The 17,498-nt window shown below is 66.4% G+C and carries 17 protein-coding genes; 5 read left to right on the top strand and 12 right to left on the bottom strand.

All coding sequences use genetic code 11. The features are described 5' to 3' along the window. Window positions 1-91: 91 nt before the first annotated feature. The 4 genes from ruvB to AC1ECW_RS11820 form a co-directional block, all read right to left on the bottom strand. The gene (ruvB, locus tag AC1ECW_RS11835) at window positions 92-1,195 is read right to left on the bottom strand and encodes a Holliday junction branch migration DNA helicase RuvB (protein WP_481201903.1); all 1,104 of its coding nucleotides are present in this window, start codon (window positions 1,193-1,195) and stop codon (window positions 92-94) included. Between the two features lie 13 nt (window positions 1,196-1,208). Beyond that, on the bottom strand, window positions 1,209-1,784 hold the full coding sequence (gene ruvA / locus AC1ECW_RS11830; RefSeq protein WP_409703672.1) for a Holliday junction branch migration protein RuvA: 576 nt from the start codon (window positions 1,782-1,784) through the stop codon (window positions 1,209-1,211). Between the two features lie 45 nt (window positions 1,785-1,829). Next, the gene (locus tag AC1ECW_RS11825; protein WP_481201902.1) at window positions 1,830-2,492 is read right to left on the bottom strand and encodes a response regulator; all 663 of its coding nucleotides are present in this window, start codon (window positions 2,490-2,492) and stop codon (window positions 1,830-1,832) included. A 76-nt stretch (window positions 2,493-2,568) separates the two neighbouring features. Then, on the bottom strand, window positions 2,569-4,446 hold the full coding sequence (locus AC1ECW_RS11820) for a sensor histidine kinase (protein ID WP_481201901.1): 1,878 nt from the start codon (window positions 4,444-4,446) through the stop codon (window positions 2,569-2,571). 108 nt (window positions 4,447-4,554) lie between these two features. Between AC1ECW_RS11820 and AC1ECW_RS11815 the strand changes: the two genes are divergently transcribed. Together AC1ECW_RS11815 and ybeY are read left to right on the top strand one after the other, a co-directional pair. Beyond that, window positions 4,555-5,517, top strand: a complete 963-nt coding sequence (locus AC1ECW_RS11815) for a PhoH family protein (protein ID WP_481201900.1) — start codon at window positions 4,555-4,557, stop codon at window positions 5,515-5,517. Window positions 5,518-5,519: 2 nt separating this feature from the next. Beyond that, a complete protein-coding gene (gene ybeY, locus AC1ECW_RS11810) occupies window positions 5,520-5,966 on the top strand; it encodes an rRNA maturation RNase YbeY (protein WP_481201899.1) in 447 nt (148 codons plus the stop codon). Window positions 5,967-5,985: 19 nt separating this feature from the next. On the opposite strand, the gene AC1ECW_RS11805 is transcribed toward ybeY, so the two are convergent. The 7 genes from AC1ECW_RS11805 to AC1ECW_RS11775 all read right to left on the bottom strand — a co-directional run bounded on the left by AC1ECW_RS11805 (window position 5,986) and on the right by AC1ECW_RS11775 (window position 14,561). Beyond that, window positions 5,986-6,978 (bottom strand): ABC transporter ATP-binding protein, encoded by a 993-nt coding sequence (locus AC1ECW_RS11805; RefSeq protein WP_409703681.1) that lies wholly within the window; start codon window positions 6,976-6,978, stop codon window positions 5,986-5,988. Beyond that, window positions 6,975-7,967, bottom strand: coding sequence for an ABC transporter ATP-binding protein (locus AC1ECW_RS11800; protein WP_481201898.1), 993 nt, complete (start codon window positions 7,965-7,967; stop codon window positions 6,975-6,977). Before AC1ECW_RS11800 ends, AC1ECW_RS11805 begins: the two co-directional genes overlap by 4 nt. Before the next feature lie 16 nt (window positions 7,968-7,983). Beyond that, window positions 7,984-8,916: an ABC transporter permease gene (locus AC1ECW_RS11795; protein WP_409660153.1), complete on the bottom strand. Its 933-nt coding sequence runs from the start codon at window positions 8,914-8,916 to the stop codon at window positions 7,984-7,986. A 98-nt stretch (window positions 8,917-9,014) separates the two neighbouring features. Continuing rightward, complete coding sequence (locus AC1ECW_RS11790; RefSeq protein ID WP_481201897.1) at window positions 9,015-10,583, bottom strand: ABC transporter substrate-binding protein; 1,569 nt, start codon at window positions 10,581-10,583, stop codon at window positions 9,015-9,017. Further along, window positions 10,583-11,815: a M20 aminoacylase family protein gene (locus AC1ECW_RS11785; protein WP_409660150.1), complete on the bottom strand. Its 1,233-nt coding sequence runs from the start codon at window positions 11,813-11,815 to the stop codon at window positions 10,583-10,585. Before AC1ECW_RS11785 ends, AC1ECW_RS11790 begins: the two co-directional genes overlap by 1 nt. 15 nt (window positions 11,816-11,830) lie before the next feature. Continuing rightward, a complete protein-coding gene (locus AC1ECW_RS11780; RefSeq protein ID WP_409660148.1) occupies window positions 11,831-12,814 on the bottom strand; it encodes an ABC transporter permease in 984 nt (327 codons plus the stop codon). 154 nt (window positions 12,815-12,968) lie between these two features. Then, complete coding sequence (locus AC1ECW_RS11775) at window positions 12,969-14,561, bottom strand: ABC transporter substrate-binding protein (protein WP_481201896.1); 1,593 nt, start codon at window positions 14,559-14,561, stop codon at window positions 12,969-12,971. Window positions 14,562-14,764: 203 nt separating this feature from the next. On the opposite strand from AC1ECW_RS11775, the gene AC1ECW_RS11770 reads away from it, so the two are divergent. Continuing rightward, on the top strand, window positions 14,765-15,055 hold the full coding sequence (locus tag AC1ECW_RS11770) for a nucleotidyltransferase family protein (protein WP_409660145.1): 291 nt from the start codon (window positions 14,765-14,767) through the stop codon (window positions 15,053-15,055). Beyond that, window positions 15,052-15,411 (top strand): HepT-like ribonuclease domain-containing protein, encoded by a 360-nt coding sequence (locus AC1ECW_RS11765; protein ID WP_409660143.1) that lies wholly within the window; start codon window positions 15,052-15,054, stop codon window positions 15,409-15,411. Before AC1ECW_RS11770 ends, AC1ECW_RS11765 begins: the two co-directional genes overlap by 4 nt. A 138-nt stretch (window positions 15,412-15,549) precedes the next feature. On the opposite strand, the gene AC1ECW_RS11760 is transcribed toward AC1ECW_RS11765, so the two are convergent. Next, window positions 15,550-16,551 (bottom strand): porin, encoded by a 1,002-nt coding sequence (locus AC1ECW_RS11760; RefSeq protein ID WP_481201895.1) that lies wholly within the window; start codon window positions 16,549-16,551, stop codon window positions 15,550-15,552. 291 nt (window positions 16,552-16,842) lie between these two features. On the opposite strand from AC1ECW_RS11760, the gene coq7 reads away from it, so the two are divergent. Continuing rightward, window positions 16,843-17,496: a 2-polyprenyl-3-methyl-6-methoxy-1,4-benzoquinone monooxygenase gene (gene coq7, locus AC1ECW_RS11755; protein ID WP_481201894.1), complete on the top strand. Its 654-nt coding sequence runs from the start codon at window positions 16,843-16,845 to the stop codon at window positions 17,494-17,496. Window positions 17,497-17,498 lie beyond the last annotated feature (2 nt).

The following is a 17,498-nucleotide window of genomic DNA, read 5'->3' as shown; positions in this document are numbered from 1 at the left end:
AGGGCCTCGGGCGCCCGCCAAGGCTGCGATGACGGGGCCTGAGCGGCACCGAGAACCCCGAACTGAACGACGCGAGCGCCCTCATGCCGGTTCAGCCTTCGGAAATGGGGTTATGCGAAGTGCCCCACAGGGATTCGGTTGAATCAAACAGTCCGCCGGGAGCACTCGAAGGCATCAGCCCCAGATGCCGGTAGGCCGTGGCCGTGGCGATGCGCCCGCGCGGCGTGCGCTGCAGGTAGCCCTGCTGGATGAGGTAGGGCTCGATCACGTCCTCGATGGTGTCGCGCTCCTCGCCGATGGCCGCAGCCAGGTTGTCCAGACCCACCGGGCCGCCGTCGAAGCGGTGAATCACCGCCTCGAGCAGCTTGCGGTCCATCACGTCGAACCCCATCGGGTCGACATCGAGCATCGCCAGGGCCCGGTCGGCGATCGCCTTGCCGATGTGGCCGCTGCCCTTGACCTCGGCATAGTCGCGCACCCGGCGCAGCAGGCGGTTGGCGATGCGCGGCGTGCCGCGGGAGCGCCGGGCGATCTCCAGCGCACCTTCCGGGTCGATGGGGGCGTTGAGCAGCCCGGCCGAACGCGTGACGATGCGCATCAGCTCCTCGGCGGTGTAGAACTCCAGCCGCGCCACGATGCCGAAGCGGTCGCGCAGCGGGTTGGTGAGCATGCCCGCGCGCGTGGTGGCGCCCACCAGCGTGAAGGGCTGCAGGTCGAGCTTGATCGAACGCGCGGCCGGGCCTTCGCCGATCATGATGTCGATCTGGTAGTCCTCCAGTGCGGGGTAGAGGATCTCCTCGACCACCGGGCTCAGGCGGTGGATCTCGTCGATGAAGAGCACGTCGTTGCGCTCGAGGTTGGTCAGCAGCGCCGCCAGGTCCTTGGGCTTCTCGAGCACGGGGCCGGAAGTCTGACGCAGGTTCACGCCCAGCTCGTGGGCGATGATGTGCGACAGCGTGGTCTTGCCCAGGCCGGGCGGGCCGAAGAGCAGGACGTGGTCGAGCGCCTCGCCGCGCTTGCGGGCCGCCCCGATGAAGATCTCGAGCTGCTCACGCGCCTTGGCCTGGCCCACGTACTCGGCCAGGCCCTTGGGGCGCAGCGCGCGCTCCAGGGCTTCCTCGTGGGGTGAAGCCGGCGCAGCCGACACGACGCGGGGGCGCGGCGGCGGGGTGAAGTCATCGGTCTGGATGCTCATGGGCGGGACAGGCTCACTTGGCAAGGGACTTCAGCGCCAGCTTGATGCCTTCGCTCACGCTCACGTCTTCGGGCAGAGTCTTCAGGGCGGCGGCGGCTTCCCGGTCGCTGTATCCCAGAGCCACCAGGGCCTGCAGCACGTCGGCCTGGGCCTGGCTCTTGACCGACACCGGCGCGGCCCCCAGCTCAGCGCCGAGCTTGCCCTTGAGTTCGAGCAGCAACCGCTCGGCCGTCTTTTTGCCGATGCCGGGGATACGGGTCAGGCGGCCCGCCTCCTGCACACTGATGGCCTGGGCCAGCTCGGCCACGCTCAGGCCCGACAGCAGCGACAGGGCAATGCGCGGGCCCACGCCCGAGACCTTGATGAGCTGGCGGAAGGCCTGGCGCTCGGCCGCCGTGCCGAAGCCGTAGAGCACCTGCGCATCCTCGCGCACGACGAAATGGGTAAGCAGCGTGGTGCGCTCACCCAGGTGGGGCAGGTTGTAGAAGGTGCTCATCGGCACGTCGACTTCGTAGCCGACGCCGCCGACATCGATCAGCACCTGCGGAGGGGCCTTCTCCGCGATCACGCCCGTCAGACGACCGATCATCCTGGGATTATCGCGGGGGCGCCGCATCCGGCGGCACCGGCGGGCTCATCTCGGGGTGCGCTTGAACAGGCCCAGGCGCTGCGCCTCCAGCGCGGCCTCGGCACGTGAGGACACGTTGAGCTTGCGGTAGATCTGCTTGACGTAGTCGGCGATGGTGTGGCGCGACAGGTTGAGCTGCTGGCCGATCTCGGGCAGCGTGAAACCCTTGGCCACGCGCAGCAGCACCTCGTTCTCGCGCTCGGTGAGCGAGACGTCGGGCAGCAGCGGTGCTTCCTCTTTCTGCTGTCGCGCCTGCGAGGCGAAATAGGCGATCACGCGGCGGGCGATCGACGGCGACAACGGCGGTTCGCCCTGGGTGATGCGCTGGAGCTGCTCGGCCAGCAGGTCGCGCGATTGCTCCTTGAGCAGGTAGCCGAAGGCGCCGGCCTGCAGGGCGGGAAAGAGGTGGTCATCGTCGTCGTGGATGGTGACCACGACCGACTGGGCGTCGGGCTGCTGTTCACGCAGGGCCTCGACCACCTCGACGCCCGAGCCGTCGGGCAGGCCCAGGTCGATCAGAGCCAGGTCGAAGCGCGTGGCGGTGATCTGTTGCAGCGCGTCGTGCACGCGGGCGCTTTCGACGAGCTGCGCCTTGGGGAACACCTGCACCACCAGGGCCTTGAGCCATTGGCGGATCTCAGGCAGGTCTTCGAGCAGCAGGATGTGCATGGCTGGTCAGGGCACCGAGGCCGGAGCGCCCCTCAGGCGGAGGCATGGTCGCATGTTAGCAGGCCCGGGCCGGCCGCTACAGCGGCAGCGTCAGGCGGATCAAGGTGCCGAAGCCCGGCCCGGACTCGACCAGGCACTGCCCGGCCAACTGTTTGGCGCGGCGTTTCATGCTGGCCATGCCGTGGCCGCGGTCGAGCCGCCCGTCCAGCTCCATCGGGATGCCCTTGCCGTTGTCCTGGATGACCAGGTTGAAGTCGGTGTCGTCGATCACGCAGCGGATGGTGCAAGCATTGGCCCCGCTGTGCTTGATGATGTTGCTGACGGCCTCGCGCAAGATCCGGGTGGTCTGCACATAGGCGCGTGCCGAGAGGTTGCGCTCGTCCAGTTCGTGAGTGCTCACCCAATCGACCTGCACAGCGGCCTGGCTCAGCCGTGACACGGTCTCGGCCCGCCAGTCGGCCAGGGCGTCGGCAATGCGCACCGGCTTGCCGGTGAGCCCTCGCACCGACAGGCGCATCTCCTCCAACGCTTCGCGCGCCAGGGTGGCGATGCGTTCGTCGTGGCTGGTGTGGACGATGGTCAGCAGCTTGGCGCCGAGGTCGTCGTGCAGGTCGCCGGCGATGCGCTTGCGCTCGGCCTCGGCCACCTGCTCGATGCGCATCTCGGCCAGATGCGCGTAGCTGCGCTCGATCTCGGCCGTGCGTTCGTGCACGCGGCGCTCGAGTTCGTCACGCGTGGACTCGGCCACCTGCAGCGCCTGAGCGAACTCACGCAACACTTGCACGGCCACGACGATCATCAGCACCGGCATCGCAAAGTGCACCAGATGGCGGTTGGGCAGTTCCATCCAGCCATGCTGCACGGCCACTTCGGCCAAGGCCGCCAGCACAGCGAGCATCATCACCGTCGCCACACCTCGCCAGCCCGGCCGGTCGGCCCGCCGGGCCTGGATCAGGTAGTCGATCGTGGCTGCGCCGACCTCGACGGCAAAGATCACGAACCACAGGTTCATGACTTCGAAAAGACGTTCGAGGCCGGTCAAGGCCAGCGTCAGTGGCACCAGCAGGCATTGCATCCACAGCGCGACGTCCACCCATCGGTAGCGCAGCCCGGCGTGGCGCTGCAGGAACAGGATGGCAAAGGCCACCACGGGGGCGATCAAACAGCTGATCAGCACCTCGGCCGCTGCATGGGTCAATGGCGGATCGCTCCACCACACGCGGGCGCTGACCAGCGACCAGCCGATCAGCAAGGCGCCGAAGTAGAGGTACATCGGCTGAGGCCGCCGGATCCAGCCCAGCCCGAGCATGAACAGGCCGATGACGGTCAGCACGGCGCCACCGATCTGCAAGACGGTGACGTTCCAGAACAGGTAGCGGTCGTGGCGCACGCGCAGCTCGTCTTCAGGCCCCACCTCGAGCACGGACAGCCCCGCGCTGCGCTGACGGGCGGCGACCTGCCCAGCCGGGAAGCCCACCACCCGCACGTCGAGATGGTTGCGGCCCGACGGATCCAGCAGGCCGGACGGCAGGGTGAACAGGAAGGGACGGTAGCAATTGCGCGTGACGGGCTCGCTCATGCGGCCGCCGCGGCCGATCACATGGCCGTTGAGGCGAACCTCGACGTTGGTGCAGGCGCGCTCGATGTACAGGGCCAGCAGTTCCTGGGGGGCCGGCAAGGTCTGCGCAGGCAGGGTAAAGCTCACGGCATAGGTGAGCACCCCGGAGAATTCGGGGCGCTCGCGCGCCCACTCGTCGGGCAGGCTGACATGGCGCAGCACCGGCCGGCTGGTGCGGCCATCGGGGGCTTCCTGCGCGACGATGGCCTCACGAATGACGAGAACCTCGGCGTGCGCCGGCCAGGCGGCGCCGGCCAGGACCAGCACCCAGCCCAGCCAACGCAGCCCCCCAAGAGACCACGTCCAGATCCTCCACGACGCACCGTTCATCTTCATGGCGCGCATTCTGCGACGAAGGTCGGCCGCTTCCCAGGCCCGTTGCCCACTTTCCCCGAAGTCGGGGGACAATGCCGGCTTTGGAGCCGCCTTGAACCGCCCGAGCCCGTGATCCTCCGCCACGCCTTCCTTCCGCTGGACAACGCCCGCCTGGCCCACCTGTGCGGCACGCTCGACGAGCATTTGAGGACCATCGAGGCCGCGCTGGACGTGAGCATCAGCCGGCGCAACGAAGCTTTCCGCATCGAGGGGCCGCGCAAGCAGGCCGAGCGGGCCACCGCCTTGCTGCAGTCGCTTTACGAACGCGCGGCCAAGCCGCTGTCCCCCGAGATGTTGCAGATGGCCGTGCTGCAAGCGGCCCGCTGCGACGACAAGCCGGCCGCCAGCGCCGACGGTGAGGCCGAGGAGATCGTGTTGCGCACCCGGCGCGCCGACCTGGCCGGACGCACCCCGAACCAGGATCTGTACCTGCGCAACATCCTCGGCCATGACATCACTTTCGGTATCGGCCCAGCCGGCACCGGCAAGACCTTCCTGGCCGTGGCTTGCGCGATCGACGCCTTGGAGCGAGCCGCCGTGCAGCGCATCGTGCTGACCCGCCCGGCGGTGGAAGCCGGCGAACGCCTGGGCTTCCTGCCTGGCGACCTCACGCAGAAGGTGGACCCGTATTTGCGCCCGCTGTACGACGCGTTGTACGACCTGATGGGCTTCGACCGCGTCGCCAAGGCCTTCGACAAAGGGCAGCTCGAGATCGCACCGCTGGCCTTCATGCGTGGACGCACCCTCAACCACGCCTTCGTGATCCTGGACGAAGCTCAGAACACCACCCCCGAGCAGATGAAAATGTTCCTCACTCGCATCGGCTTCGGGTCCAAGGCGGTGATCACCGGCGATGTCAGCCAGATCGACCTGCCACGCGGCACCACCAGCGGCCTGATCGACGCTCAGCGGGTGCTGCGGCGCGTGCGTGGCATCGCCATGACCCAGTTCACCGCTGCCGACGTGGTGCGCCACCCGCTGGTCGCGCGCATCGTCGAGGCCTATGACGCGGCCCGGCGGGCTCAGAGCTGAGCATGCGCCCCGAGCTGCACCTGTCGCTGCAGTTTGCGGACCCGCGCCACCGCGCACTGCTGCCGCGCCACAAGGTCAGGCGCTGGATCCGCGCGGCGCTGGAAGCCCCCGCTCAGATCACCGTGCGCGTCGTCGATGCCGACGAAGGCCGTGCCCTGAACCGCAACTACCGCCGACGCGACTACGCCACCAACGTGCTGACCTTCGACTACCAGCATGCACCGGTGGTCGTGGCCGACCTCATCGTCTGCGCACCGGTCGTCGAACGTGAGGCTGCCGAGCTCGGCAAGACATTGGTAGAGCATTACGCGCACATGCTCGTGCATGGCACCCTGCACGCACAGGGGTACGACCACGAGGCCGACGACGAGGCTGAAGCGATGGAGGCGCGCGAATCGGCGGTGATGCGCGCGCTGGGATTCGCCGACCCCTACGCCCCGCCGGGTTGACCCGGGCGGGTGGTTCGCGTCAGACCCGGCCTTCCTCCACGGCGTGGCAGGCCACCTTGATGCCTTGGAAGTCCTTGAGCGCCGGGCGCTCGCTGGAGCAGCGCGCATTGGCGTGCGGACAGCGGGGGTGGAAGGCGCATCCACTGGGTGGATTCAGCGGATTGGGCACCTCGCCTTGCACCGGCGTGCGCGAGCGCCCGGTCATGTGGATGTCGGGGATCGCATCGAGCAGCATGCGTGTGTAGGGATGGCGCGCTCGCCCGAAAAGCTCGCGCTTGGGCGCCAGCTCGACGAGCCGGCCCAGGTACATCACGCCCACCTCGTCCGCCACGTGCCGTACCACAGCCAGGTTGTGCGAAATGAACAGATAGGTCAGACCGCGCTGGCGCTGTAGATCCTTCATGATGTTGAGCACCTGCGCCTGCACCGACACGTCCAGTGCCGACGTCGGCTCGTCGCATACCAGGAACTCGGGCTGCGTGGCCAGGGCACGCGCGATCGAGATGCGCTGACGCTGTCCGCCGGAGAACTGGTGCGGGAACTTCTCCATGTCGGCCGGCGACAGGCCCACTGACTGCAGCAGTTCGCCCACGCGCTGTTTGGCCTGATCGTCGTTCTTGACCATGCCATGTTCACGCAATGGCTCGGCGATGATGTCCAGCACCTTCCAGCGCGGATTGAGGCTGGCATACGGATCCTGGAAGATCATCTGCATGCGGCGATGCAGCGCACGACCCTCGGCCGTGCCGGCCACCGACTGGGTGTCGATGCCGTCGAAGCGCACGGTCCCCCGGCTGGGCTTGTACAGACCCACCAGCAGGCGTGCCACCGTGCTCTTGCCGCATCCGGATTCGCCCACCAGCGCCAGCGTGTGGCCGCGCTCGATCTCGAAGCTCACGCCATCGACGGCGTGCACGAATTCCCGCGGCTTGCGCTCGATCACACGGTTGAGCCAGGGGGCCGAGACGTCGAAGGTCTTGGCCAGGTCTTTCACTTCCACCAAGGCGGTCATGCTGCTTGTCTTTCTTGCTGTGCGTGCAGCCAGCACGCCGCACGGGTGCGGCCGGCATCCATCAGTTCAGGCCGCTCGATGCGGCAACGGTCGAAGGCTTTGGGGCAACGCGGGTTGAAGGCGCAGCCCCGCGGAATGGCCGTCAGGCGCGGCATTGCCCCGTCGATCTGGGTGAGGCGCTCGCGGTCCTCGTCCATCGCGGGGATCGACCCCATGAGGCCTTCGGTATAGGGGTGGGCCGGCGCATGGATCACGTCCTGCACGGGGCCGATCTCGGCCACGCGACCGGCGTACATCACCGCCACGCGGTCGCAGGTCTCGGCGATCACGCCCATGTCGTGCGTCACCAGCATCACGGCCGCCCCCTTTTCCTTGCACAGCCGCTTGAGCAGCGCAATGATCTGCGCCTGGATCGACACATCCAGCGCCGTGGTGGGCTCGTCGGCCACGATGAGCTTGGGCTCGGCCGCCAAGGCCAGCGCGATCACCACGCGCTGGCGCATGCCGCCCGAGAACTGGTGCGGGTAGTGGTCGATGCGCTGCTCGGCGGCCGGAATGCCCGTGTCCTTGAGCAACTGGATGGCGCGCTGGCGAGCCTCGGTCGGGCTCACCGGCAGGTGGGTGAGGATGGTCTCGACGAGCTGCCGCCCCACGGTGTACAGCGGGTTCAGCGAGGTCAGCGGATCCTGGAAGATCGCGCCGATTTGACGCCCTCGCACCTTGCGCATCTCCTCATACGGCAGGTTGTCGATGCGCCGGCCTTCCAGCAAGATTTCACCGGCGGCCACCCGGCCGGGGGGTTCGAGCAGACCGATGATGGCCGCACCGGTCAGCGACTTGCCGGCACCGGATTCACCGACCACGCCAAGGATCTCGCCGGCAGCGATGTCGAAGCTGATGTCGTCCAGCGCTAGCAGCGTGCCGCGCCGGGTCGGAAACTCCACGCGCAGGTTCTTTACCTGCAGCAGGGGCGTCTTGTTCGTGTTCATCGTGGGCGCTCCAGGCTCAACGCAGTCGGGGGTTCAGCGCATCGCGCAGCCAGTCGCCCAGCAGGTTCACGCTCAGCGCGATCAGCACGAGCATGGCGCCGGGGAAGATGGTGATCCACCACTCGCCCGAGAACAGGAAGTCATTGCCGATGCGGATCAGCGTGCCCAGCGAGGGCGAGGTGGGAGGCACCCCCACCCCCAGGAACGACAGCGTCGCCTCGATGATGATGGCCTGTCCCACCTGGATGGTGGCCAACACCAGCACCGGCCCCAACACATTGGGCAGCACGTGCTTGCGCATGATGCGCAGCGGGCTCACGCCGATCACCCGGGCAGCCTGCACATAGTCCTTGTTGCGCTCGATCAGGGTCGAGCCGCGCACCGTGCGCGCGTAGTCCACCCACTTGGTGAGCGAGATGGCCAGGATCAACACGCCAAAGGCTAGGGTCTCGTGCGCGTTGGGGAACAGCGCCCGGCCCACGCCATCGATCAGCAGCGCGATCAGGATGGCCGGAAACGACAGCATCACGTCGCACACCCGCATGATGAAGGCGTCGACCTTGCCGCCCACGAAGCCCGACAGCAGGCCCAGCGAGACGCCCAGCACCACCGACAGCACCACCGACGCCAGGCCCACGAAGAGCGAGATGCGTGCGCCATACATCAGGGCCGACAGGATGTCGCGGCCCTGGTCATCGGTGCCCAGCAGATACTTGGTCGAACCGCCTTCCATCCACGCAGGCGGCAATCGCGAGTCGGACAGCTCCAGCGTGGCCAGATCGAAGGGGTTGTAGGGCGCCACCCAGGGCGCAAACAGCGCGCAAAAGCCGCAGATGAAGGCGATGACCGCCGCGGTGATCGCCACCGGCGAGGTGCGAAAGCTGTACCAAATGTCGCTGTCGAAGAAGCGCTGCCAGGCGCCGGGTGGGGAAGTCGTTGTGGTCGTCATGGGAGAACCGGTAGGTGGATTCGGCCCGCCGCCGGCTCACGCTCTTGTGAAGCGTCGCAGGCGACGGACCCAGGAGGTGCCGGGTCGGGCACAAGCCGTCACTTCATGTGGACGTACTTGAAAGGCATGAAGTTGTCGGCCAACTGCACCAGATCGATGTTGGCCTTCATCGCCCAAGCCAGCGCCTGCTGATGCAAGGGGATGTGACCCACCTCGTCTTGATGGATCTTGAAGGCCTCGGCGATCATCGCGTTGCGCTTGGACGCATCGGTTTCGGCCTGCACGAGTTGAGTCAGCTCGTCCACGCGGGCGTTGCTGTACCAGCCCAGGTTGAACTGACCTTGCCCTTTGTCATTCGGTGTAGCCATCAGGGCTGACAGCGGGTTGTGGGAATCATAGGTGCCAGGCGTCCAGCCCAAGAGGTAAAAGCTGGTGTCGCGTCGCAGGATCTTGGGGAAATAAGTACCCTTGGTTTCGGCCTGCAGGTTCACCTTCACGCCGATGCGTGCCAGGTTGGCGGCCACAGCCTGGCAGATCGCGGCATCGTTGACGTAGCGATCGTTCGGGCAGTTCATGCCCACCTCGAAGCCGTTGGGATAGCCCGCCTCGGCCAACAGCTTCTTCGCCGCCTCGGGGTCGTAGGGCAGACGCTTGTTCAACTCGGGCGCAAACCCCTTGATGCCCGGGGCGACCATCAGCGCCGTGGGGGTAGCCGCCCCGCGCATCACGCGGGTGCGGATGGTCTCGATGTCGATGGCCTGGTAGAAGGCGCGACGCACCCGCACGTCCTTGAAGGGGTTTTTGCCCTTGACGTTGGAGAACAACAGCTCGTCGCGCTTTTGGTCCATGCCCAGGAAAATGGTGCGCAGCTCGGGGCCTTGCATGACCTTGAGGCCGGGGTTGGCCTTGATGCGATCGACGTCTTGCAGCGGCACCGGCTCCATCAGGTCGATCTCGCCAGACAGCAGCGCGGCCACGCGGGTGGCGTCGTTGCCGATCGGTGTGAAGATCACCTCGGTGAGGTTGCCATCGATCTTCCCCCAGTAATTGGCATTGCGCACCAGCACCGTGCGCTGCCCCGGTTGCCGCTCGCGCAGACGGAAGGGGCCCGTGCCATTGGCCCGGAAGCTGGCCGTGTTCTCGATGCCCTTGCGGCGGTCTACCGGCGTCTCGGCCCGGTTCTCCTCACACCACTTCTTGCTCATGATGTACACGAGGGTGATGACGTCAGGCAGGATGGGGAAGGGCGAGGTGGTCTCGATCTCGACGGTGTGGCTGTCGAGCTTGCGCACCTCCTTGATCGAGTTGGTGTAGCCGCGCATGTCCGAGCCCTCGCCGGCGGCCCGCCTGAAGCTGAACACCACGTCATCGGCCGTGAAAGGTGTGCCGTCGTGGAAGCTCACGTTGCGGCGCAGCTCGAAGCGCCACACCGTCGGCGAGGTTTGCTTCCAACTCGTGGCCAGGCCCGGCGTAAGGCCCAGGGCCTTGTCGCGCGCCACCAGCGGTTCGTAGACATTGCCGGTGAAGCTCAACTGCATGGACTCGTTGAGCGAGTGGGGATCCATTGATTGCGCGTCACCCTGGTTGGCCACCCGCAGGGTCTTGGCTGTGGCCACCGTGCAGCTCAGGGCCAGGGCGACGGCGAGCAAGGTCGGCTTGAACTTCATCAGGGGTTCTCCTCATCGAGCGTTGAAAGGGGCATCGCCTGTTCGACCAGGGATGCGAACAGTGCCGAACCCAGCGGCAGGATCTCGTCGTTGAAGTCGTAGCGGCTGCTGTGGAGGAAGCAACCCGGGTCACCGCCGTCGCGTCCCTGGCCGATGCGTAGGTAGGCCCCGGGCTTGACCTGGAGCATGAAGGCGAAGTCCTCGGCGCCCATGCTGGGCGGCAGGTTGCGCACCACATGGTCCTCGCCGACGAGCGCGGCAGCTACGTCGGCGGCGAACTGCGCCTCACGCGGGGTGTTGACCGTGGCCGGGTAGATGCGCTGGTAGTCCAACGTGGCCGAGGCGCCCAGGCCCACGGCCACCGACTCCACCAGACGGGCCAGCCGCTCCTCGATCATGTCTTGCACCTGGGGACGAAAGCTGCGCACCGTGCCCACCAGCCGGGCCTGGCGCGGAATCACGCTCATCGCCCCCACGTCACCGCCTTGCATCGCGCAGATGCTCACCACCGCCTGGTCGAAGGGGCTGACGTTGCGCGACACCAGGCTTTGTGCCGCCGTGATGATGTGCGCGGCCACCAGCACGGGATCGACGGCCAGGTGGGGGTGGGCGCCATGCCCGCCCTTGCCGTTGACCGTGATCTCGATGCGGTCGGCCGCAGCCATCATCGGCCCGGGAGCCACCCCCACCTGACCGGCTGCCAGGTGCGGCCAGTTGTGCATGGCGTAGACGGCCTGCGCCGGGAAGCGCTCGAACAGGCCATCGTCGATCATGGCCTTGGCACCGGCGAAGCCCTCTTCGCCGGGCTGGAAGATCAGATAAGCCGTGCCGTCGAAACGGCGGGTCTCGGCCAGATAGCGGGCGGCCCCCACGAGCATCGTGGTGTGGCCGTCATGACCGCAACCATGCATCAAGCCCGACCTGCCCGAGCGCCAGGCGAAGTCGTTCTCCTCGCGCAGGGGCAGGGCGTCCATGTCGGCACGCAGGGCGATCGACCGCCCACTGCCGTGCCGGCGGCCCCGGATCACTGCGACCACGCCGGTTCTGGCGATGCCGGTGTGAATCTCATCCACACGCGTGAGCTTGAGCGCCTCCACCACCCTGGAGGCGGTGCGCACCTCCTCGAAGCCGAGTTCGGGGTGGGCGTGCAGATCTCGACGGAAAGCGGTGAGCTCCGGATGGAACTGCGCGATATGGCGGAAGATGCCGTGATGGGAGGCCTGCATCCGCATGATGACCTCCGGCACTCAGTGCCCCCCGCCCGGACGTTCCACGCGCAGCCGCGGGTCGACGGCAAAGTACAGCAGATCGACCGCCAGGTTGATGATCACGAAGATCAGCGCGATCAGGCACAGATAAGCCGCCATCACCGGGATGTCGGCAAAGGTCACGGCCTGGATGAAGAGCAGGCCCATACCCGGCCACTGGAACACGGTCTCGGTGATGATGGCAAAGGCGATCAAGCCGCCCAGTTGCAGGCCGGTGATGGTGATGACCGGCACCAGGGTGTTCTTCAGCGCATGGCCGAAATGCACCGCCCGGTTGCTCAGGCCGCGCGCACGCGCGAACTTGATGTAGTCGGTGCGCAGGACCTCGAGCATCTCGGCGCGCACCAGGCGCATGATGAGCGTGAGCTGGAAGATCGCCAGCGTCACCGCCGGCAGGATCAGGTGCTTCCAGCCCGTGGGAGTGAGCCAGCCGGTCGTCCACGCGCCGATCTGCACCACCTCGCCGCGGCCGAAGCTCGGCAGCCAGCCCAGCGTTACCGAGAAGAGCATGATCAACAAAATGCCGATCAGGAAAGTAGGCAGCGACACCCCCAGCAGCGAGAAGGTCAGCATCACCTGCGACAGGAAAGTGCCGCGGTTCAAGGCGGTGTAGACCCCCATCGGGATGCCCACGACCAGCGCGATCACGGCCGCGACGATGACCAGCTCCAGCGTGGCGGGGAAGCGCTCGAGCAGCAAGGTAGACACCTTTTGGCCCTGGCGCAGGCTCAGGCCGAACTCGCCCTGGGCGGCGTTGACCACGAAACGGCCGAACTGCACGAAGAAAGGCTGGTCCAGGCCCAGATCGGCGCGCATCTGGTCGCGCTGTTCGGGCGTGGCGTCCTGGCCCAGGATGTTGGTGACGGGATCGCCCACATACTGGAACAGCATGAAAGCGATGAAGGCCACGGTGAGCATGACCACGACGGCTTGAGCCAGTCGGCGAAGGATGAATGCGAGCATGAGCCTGTGTGGGCCGGTTGAGGAGGCCGTCACTCGTGATGACGGCCGCCTGGTTTCGAGTCAGGGATCGACGCCGGCCCGCGCGCCCCGGGGTCTTCCGGGCCGGCGGGCCGACAAGGCCCGCCATGATACGCGCGGGCGGGCGCTCAGGCCATCAGTTGACCTTCACCAGACGCATGTCGATGCGGTTGTCGGCGCGGTGGACCACATCGATGTTCTTCTTCATCGCCCAGGGGATCACCTGGTCGTGAAGCGGAATATGGGCCACCAGGTCGTTTTGCAGTTGCAAGGCTTCGGTCAGCATACGCCGGCGCACCGGGGCGTCGGTCTCGACCTTCACGCGGTCGACCAGGTAGTCCATGCGCTCGTTGGAGAAGCGGCCCACGTTGTAGTTGCCGTCGCCGCCCGTGCCCACGGTGCGCACCAGCGATTGCAGCGAATACAGCGCGTCGAAGGTCGGCACGCCCCAGCCCAGCATGTAGATGCTGGCTTCATAGCGCTGGATCATCGGGAAGTAGGTCACCAGCGGCATCGTGCGCAGCTTGGCCTTCACGCCAATGCGCGCCCACATCGCGGTGATGGCCTGGCAGATGGCCTCGTCGTTGATGTAGCGGTTATTCGGGCAGGCAAAGTCGACCTCGAAGCCGTCGGGATAGCCGGCCTGGGCCAGCAGCTTCTTGGCCGCCTCGACGTCATACGGGTAGCGCTTGGCCACCCCTTCCGTCCAGCCCGCCACCTGCGGGGCCACCAGGGCGCCGGTGGGCTTGCCCAGGCCGCGCATGATGTTGCGCGAGATGGTGTCGATGTCGATGGCCTGGTACAGCGCCTTGCGCACCCGCACATCCTTCAGCGGGTTCTTGCCCTTGATGTTGGAGCCGGGCAGTTCATCGCGGAACTGGTCCATGCCCAGGAAGATGGTGCGGTTCTCGACGCCGTCGACCACCTTCAGGTTGGGGCTGGAGCGCAGGCGGGGAAGATCCTGCGGCGTCGGATCGAGCACCAGGTCCACCTCACCCGACAGCAGCGCGGCGATGCGGGTGGCGGCCGACTTGATCGGCGTGTAGACGATCTCGGTGACGTTGCCCTCCATCTTGCCCCACCAGTTGGGGTTGCGCTTGAACACCATGCGCTGGTCGGGCTGCCAGGATTCCAGGATGTACGGCCCCGTGCCGTTGGCGTTGCGGTGGGCGAAGTTTTCGTCGGGCGTCTTGATGTCCTTGGGCGCTACCGAGTTGTTCTTCTCGGCCCAAGCCTTGCTCATGATGCGCAGCTCGGTCATCTGCCGCAGCAGCACCGGGTTGGGCCCCTTGAGCAGCACATCGACGGTGTTGTTGTCGACCTTCACCACCTTGTCGATGCCCTGGGTGTAGACGGTGAAGTTGGAGCTGGGCGCCATGGCGCGGGTGAGCGAGAACACCACGTCGTCGGCCGTCATCGTCGTGCCGTCATGGAACTTCACGCCCTGACGCAGATTGAAGCGAATCTGGGTGGGGCTGATCTCGCGCCAAGCCGTGGCCAGCACCGGCTCGACCTCGAAGGTGCGGCTGTTGTAATAGACCAGCGACTCGTAGACATTGGCATGCAGGCCGTTTTGCAGGGCGTTGTTCTGGGAGTGGATGTCCCAGGTGGCGATTTCGCCCTGGCTGGCCCACTTGAACGTCTTGGCGTGGACCGCAGGCCCGGCCATCAGGCCGGCGCAGACGAAGGCGGCTGCCGCCAACGCCGTGAGGGAGGAGCGTTTGAACATCGGTTCACTCACGTGAAATATTGAAAGTGTGAATGATCAGCAAATCCTGTGCCGGTCGTCAAAGGGGGAAGCCCCAATCACAGTACCCCGGCTTGGTGCTTGGGTGGCTCGCCGAACCCCCTGGCAGACCATCCACAGGGACACCAGGCCCGGGATTCGTGGTTCCACCGATAAAATTGGCTGTGCTCCAGGAGAAGCAACGCATGAAGCCCTCTGAAGCCTTGGCATCGAACCGTGCAGCCATCCGGCAGGTGGTCGAGTCGCACCGCGCCTGCAATGCCCGGGTGTTCGGCTCCGTGCTGCGCGGCCAAGACACCGACAGCAGCGACTTGGATATCCTCGTGGACCCAACGCCGGAAACGACGCTCATGGACGTCGCCGCCATTCAAGTCGAGCTGCAACGCCTTCTTGGGGTGTCAGTCGATGTGCTGACGCCCAGGGCCTTGCCTGACAACTTCCGCAGCCAGATCCTCTCCGAGGCCAAGCCGGTATGACCAAAGCGCTGCGCGTCCCGGACTATCTCGGGCACATCCTCAAAGCCATCGAGCGCATCGCCCGTTACACGGGAGGCATGGATGAGGCCGCCTTCCTGGGCAGCGAACTGGTGCAGGACGCCGTGATCCGCAACATCGAAATCATCGGCGAGGCATCAAACAACATCCAGCGCGTGGCCCCGGAGTTCGCGGCCCAGCACGATGACATCCCCTGGCTCGTCATGTACACCATGCGCAACCGCGTCACGCACGGCTACGACAAGGTGGACCTGGAAATCGTGTGGAAGACGATTCAAGGCGATCTTCCGGTCCTGTATCGGCAGGTGCAGGCTGTTGCCGCCAAAGAGCCGTTGTAGACGCGCCGGTGGAACTGCTGGAGGCCGGGCCGCCCTGAGTCTTCGAGCTTCGAAAAACCAGGATGGCCAGAAAAAAGCCGCCCGAAGGCGGCTTTTTAAACTTGCTGGTCCTTCGGCTCGCGCAAGGCGAGCGTCAGATCAGAAGTTGTGCTGGATGCCGATATCGAAGCCGGTACGGCGATCGGCGTTCGTTTCCTTGGCGGTGCCCAGGTCAGCATAGACCTTGGTACGCTTCGACAGGGGGTAGTGGTAACCCACGCCGAACTTCTTGATGTCGGTGTTGTTCAAGTCGTTGTCGCGCACAGCAAACACGGCGCGAAGGTCACCACCGCCGACCGGGGCGTTGGCAAACAGGGTCCAGTTGTCGCGGTCAGCGACATCCACACCGCCGGCGTTCTCAGCCTTGCCAGTGGTGTACGACAGACCCAGTCGGGCGAAGCCGAAGTTGTAAGCACCGGTGGCCGTCCACACACTGGTCTTCACAGCACCCAGTGCGGCCGGCGTTTGGTTCCCAGCATTTTCGTAGCCCAGGCCGAGGTACAGCGGACCAGCCGAGTAGACCACGTTAGCGCCGAAGGGGTTTTTCGTGCCAGAGACAGTCGATTCTTTGGCAGCCACCTGCACCAAGGCGCTGAAGCCATTCAGATTCGGCGTCTTGTAAGAGAAGGAGTTGCTAAAGCGCACGGGCAGAATGCCCAGCTGGTTGTGAGTAACACCCGCCTGACCCACGGTGTCGTAGCCGAACGGGTCGCCCGCCAGAGCCACCCAGAACAGCGGGGTGTAGTCACGGCCGAGACGAATCTCCCCGAAGCCGCCAGACAGACCCACCCAGGCTTGCTGCCAGAAAGTGGTGGGGGACGTCTGAGCGCCCGTATCGTTGTTGAAGCGATGCTCGATCAGGAAGTTGGCGCGCAGACCGCCTCCCAGATCCTCCGTACCGCGGAAGCCCAGACGCGAGCCGGCTTGCTGATCCAAACCCCAAGCATCTCCCGTGGTGGTGGCGCCAGCCAGCGTGGATGTCCCGTCGTTGGTCTTGGCCAGGGCCATGTCCAGCTTGCCATAGATGGTCACGGAAGACTGGGCCGCCGCGGCACCCGCGAAGGCACCCAGCACGGCGAGAGCGAGAAGAGATTTTTTCATTGCAACTATCTCCTAGGTTGAACAAGAGGTCTCGGGTCGCCCGTTGTTGTCTTGGACCAGGCTGTCCGAGCCAACCTCCTCAGCGGAAGTTGGCGCTATTCCACCAGACGACCGCGGCAGCCGCCAGCCTTGCGGTCAGAAATCGGGGGCGTTTGTTGCCTGAGTGCAACAGGCTGCGACGGATCGGGGCGGGTACCGGGGGCCGTCGCCCTGGGCCCCCTGGGGCTGCCCCCGCAGCCCCGGAAGGCACTATGCTGTGCACTTGGTCCGGTCTGCCTGCCCGAAGACGTCATGAACGCCCGCCCTGCCCTGTCTCCCGTCGATGCCCTGCTCAGCGCCGCCGATGGCGCCTTGCGCACCGTGTTCGGTGCCCACCGCGCGGCTCGCCCGTGCCCGCGCCCGGCGGGGCCGGCCGATGCCGTGAATCTGAGCGAGCGCGAGCGCCGGCTTTCCGGCGCCTTGATGCGGGTCAACCACGTGGGCGAGGTCTGTGCCCAGGCCCTGTACACCGCCCAGGCCCTGGCCACCCGCGATGCGGCCCTGCGGGCCCACTTCGAGGCCGCCGCCCGCGAGGAGGTGGACCACCTGGCCTGGACGGAGCAACGCCTGGCCGAACTGGGCGACCGCACCAGCCTCCTCAACCCGCTGTGGTATGCCGGCGCCTTCGGCATCGGGCTGGTGGCGGGGCGCCTGGCCGGTGACCGGGTCAGCCTGGGGTTCGTGGTGGAGACCGAACGCCAGGTGGAGCAGCACCTGGAAAGCCACCTCGACCGCCTGCCGGCGCAGGACGCGGCCTCACGGGCCATCGTGCAGCAGATGAAGGACGACGAGGCCCGCCATGCGCTGGATGCCGAAGCCGCCGGGGCCGTGCCGCTGCCGGCGCCGGTGCAATGGCTGATGCGCGGCGCGGCCAAGGTGATGACCACGACCGCCCATCACGTCTGAGC

The sequence above is a fragment of the Caldimonas hydrothermalis genome, from assembly GCF_056746695.1.
The sequence above is the reverse complement of the archived record's forward strand: the minus strand, read 5'-3'. Positions and strand labels throughout refer to the sequence as shown.

Bases quoted from the DNA above. Each gene is read 5' to 3' on its own strand.
- ruvB (WP_481201903.1), bottom strand. From the start codon at position 1,195: ATGAGCATCCAGACCGATGACTTCACCCCGCCGCCGCGCCCCCGCGTC.
- ruvA (WP_409703672.1), bottom strand. From the start codon at position 1,784: ATGATCGGTCGTCTGACGGGCGTGATCGCGGAGAAGGCCCCTCCGCAG.
- AC1ECW_RS11825 (WP_481201902.1), bottom strand. From the start codon at position 2,492: ATGCACATCCTGCTGCTCGAAGACCTGCCTGAGATCCGCCAATGGCTC.
- AC1ECW_RS11820 (WP_481201901.1), bottom strand. From the start codon at position 4,446: ATGAAGATGAACGGTGCGTCGTGGAGGATCTGGACGTGGTCTCTTGGG.
- ybeY (WP_481201899.1), top strand. From the start codon at position 5,520: ATGCGCCCCGAGCTGCACCTGTCGCTGCAGTTTGCGGACCCGCGCCAC.
- AC1ECW_RS11805 (WP_409703681.1), bottom strand. From the start codon at position 6,978: ATGACCGCCTTGGTGGAAGTGAAAGACCTGGCCAAGACCTTCGACGTC.
- AC1ECW_RS11800 (WP_481201898.1), bottom strand. From the start codon at position 7,967: ATGAACACGAACAAGACGCCCCTGCTGCAGGTAAAGAACCTGCGCGTG.
- AC1ECW_RS11795 (WP_409660153.1), bottom strand. From the start codon at position 8,916: ATGACGACCACAACGACTTCCCCACCCGGCGCCTGGCAGCGCTTCTTC.
- AC1ECW_RS11790 (WP_481201897.1), bottom strand. From the start codon at position 10,583: ATGAAGTTCAAGCCGACCTTGCTCGCCGTCGCCCTGGCCCTGAGCTGC.
- AC1ECW_RS11785 (WP_409660150.1), bottom strand. From the start codon at position 11,815: ATGCGGATGCAGGCCTCCCATCACGGCATCTTCCGCCATATCGCGCAG.
- AC1ECW_RS11780 (WP_409660148.1), bottom strand. From the start codon at position 12,814: ATGCTCGCATTCATCCTTCGCCGACTGGCTCAAGCCGTCGTGGTCATG.
- AC1ECW_RS11775 (WP_481201896.1), bottom strand. From the start codon at position 14,561: ATGTTCAAACGCTCCTCCCTCACGGCGTTGGCGGCAGCCGCCTTCGTC.
- AC1ECW_RS11770 (WP_409660145.1), top strand. From the start codon at position 14,765: ATGAAGCCCTCTGAAGCCTTGGCATCGAACCGTGCAGCCATCCGGCAG.
- AC1ECW_RS11765 (WP_409660143.1), top strand. From the start codon at position 15,052: ATGACCAAAGCGCTGCGCGTCCCGGACTATCTCGGGCACATCCTCAAA.
- AC1ECW_RS11760 (WP_481201895.1), bottom strand. From the start codon at position 16,551: ATGAAAAAATCTCTTCTCGCTCTCGCCGTGCTGGGTGCCTTCGCGGGT.
- coq7 (WP_481201894.1), top strand. From the start codon at position 16,843: ATGAACGCCCGCCCTGCCCTGTCTCCCGTCGATGCCCTGCTCAGCGCC.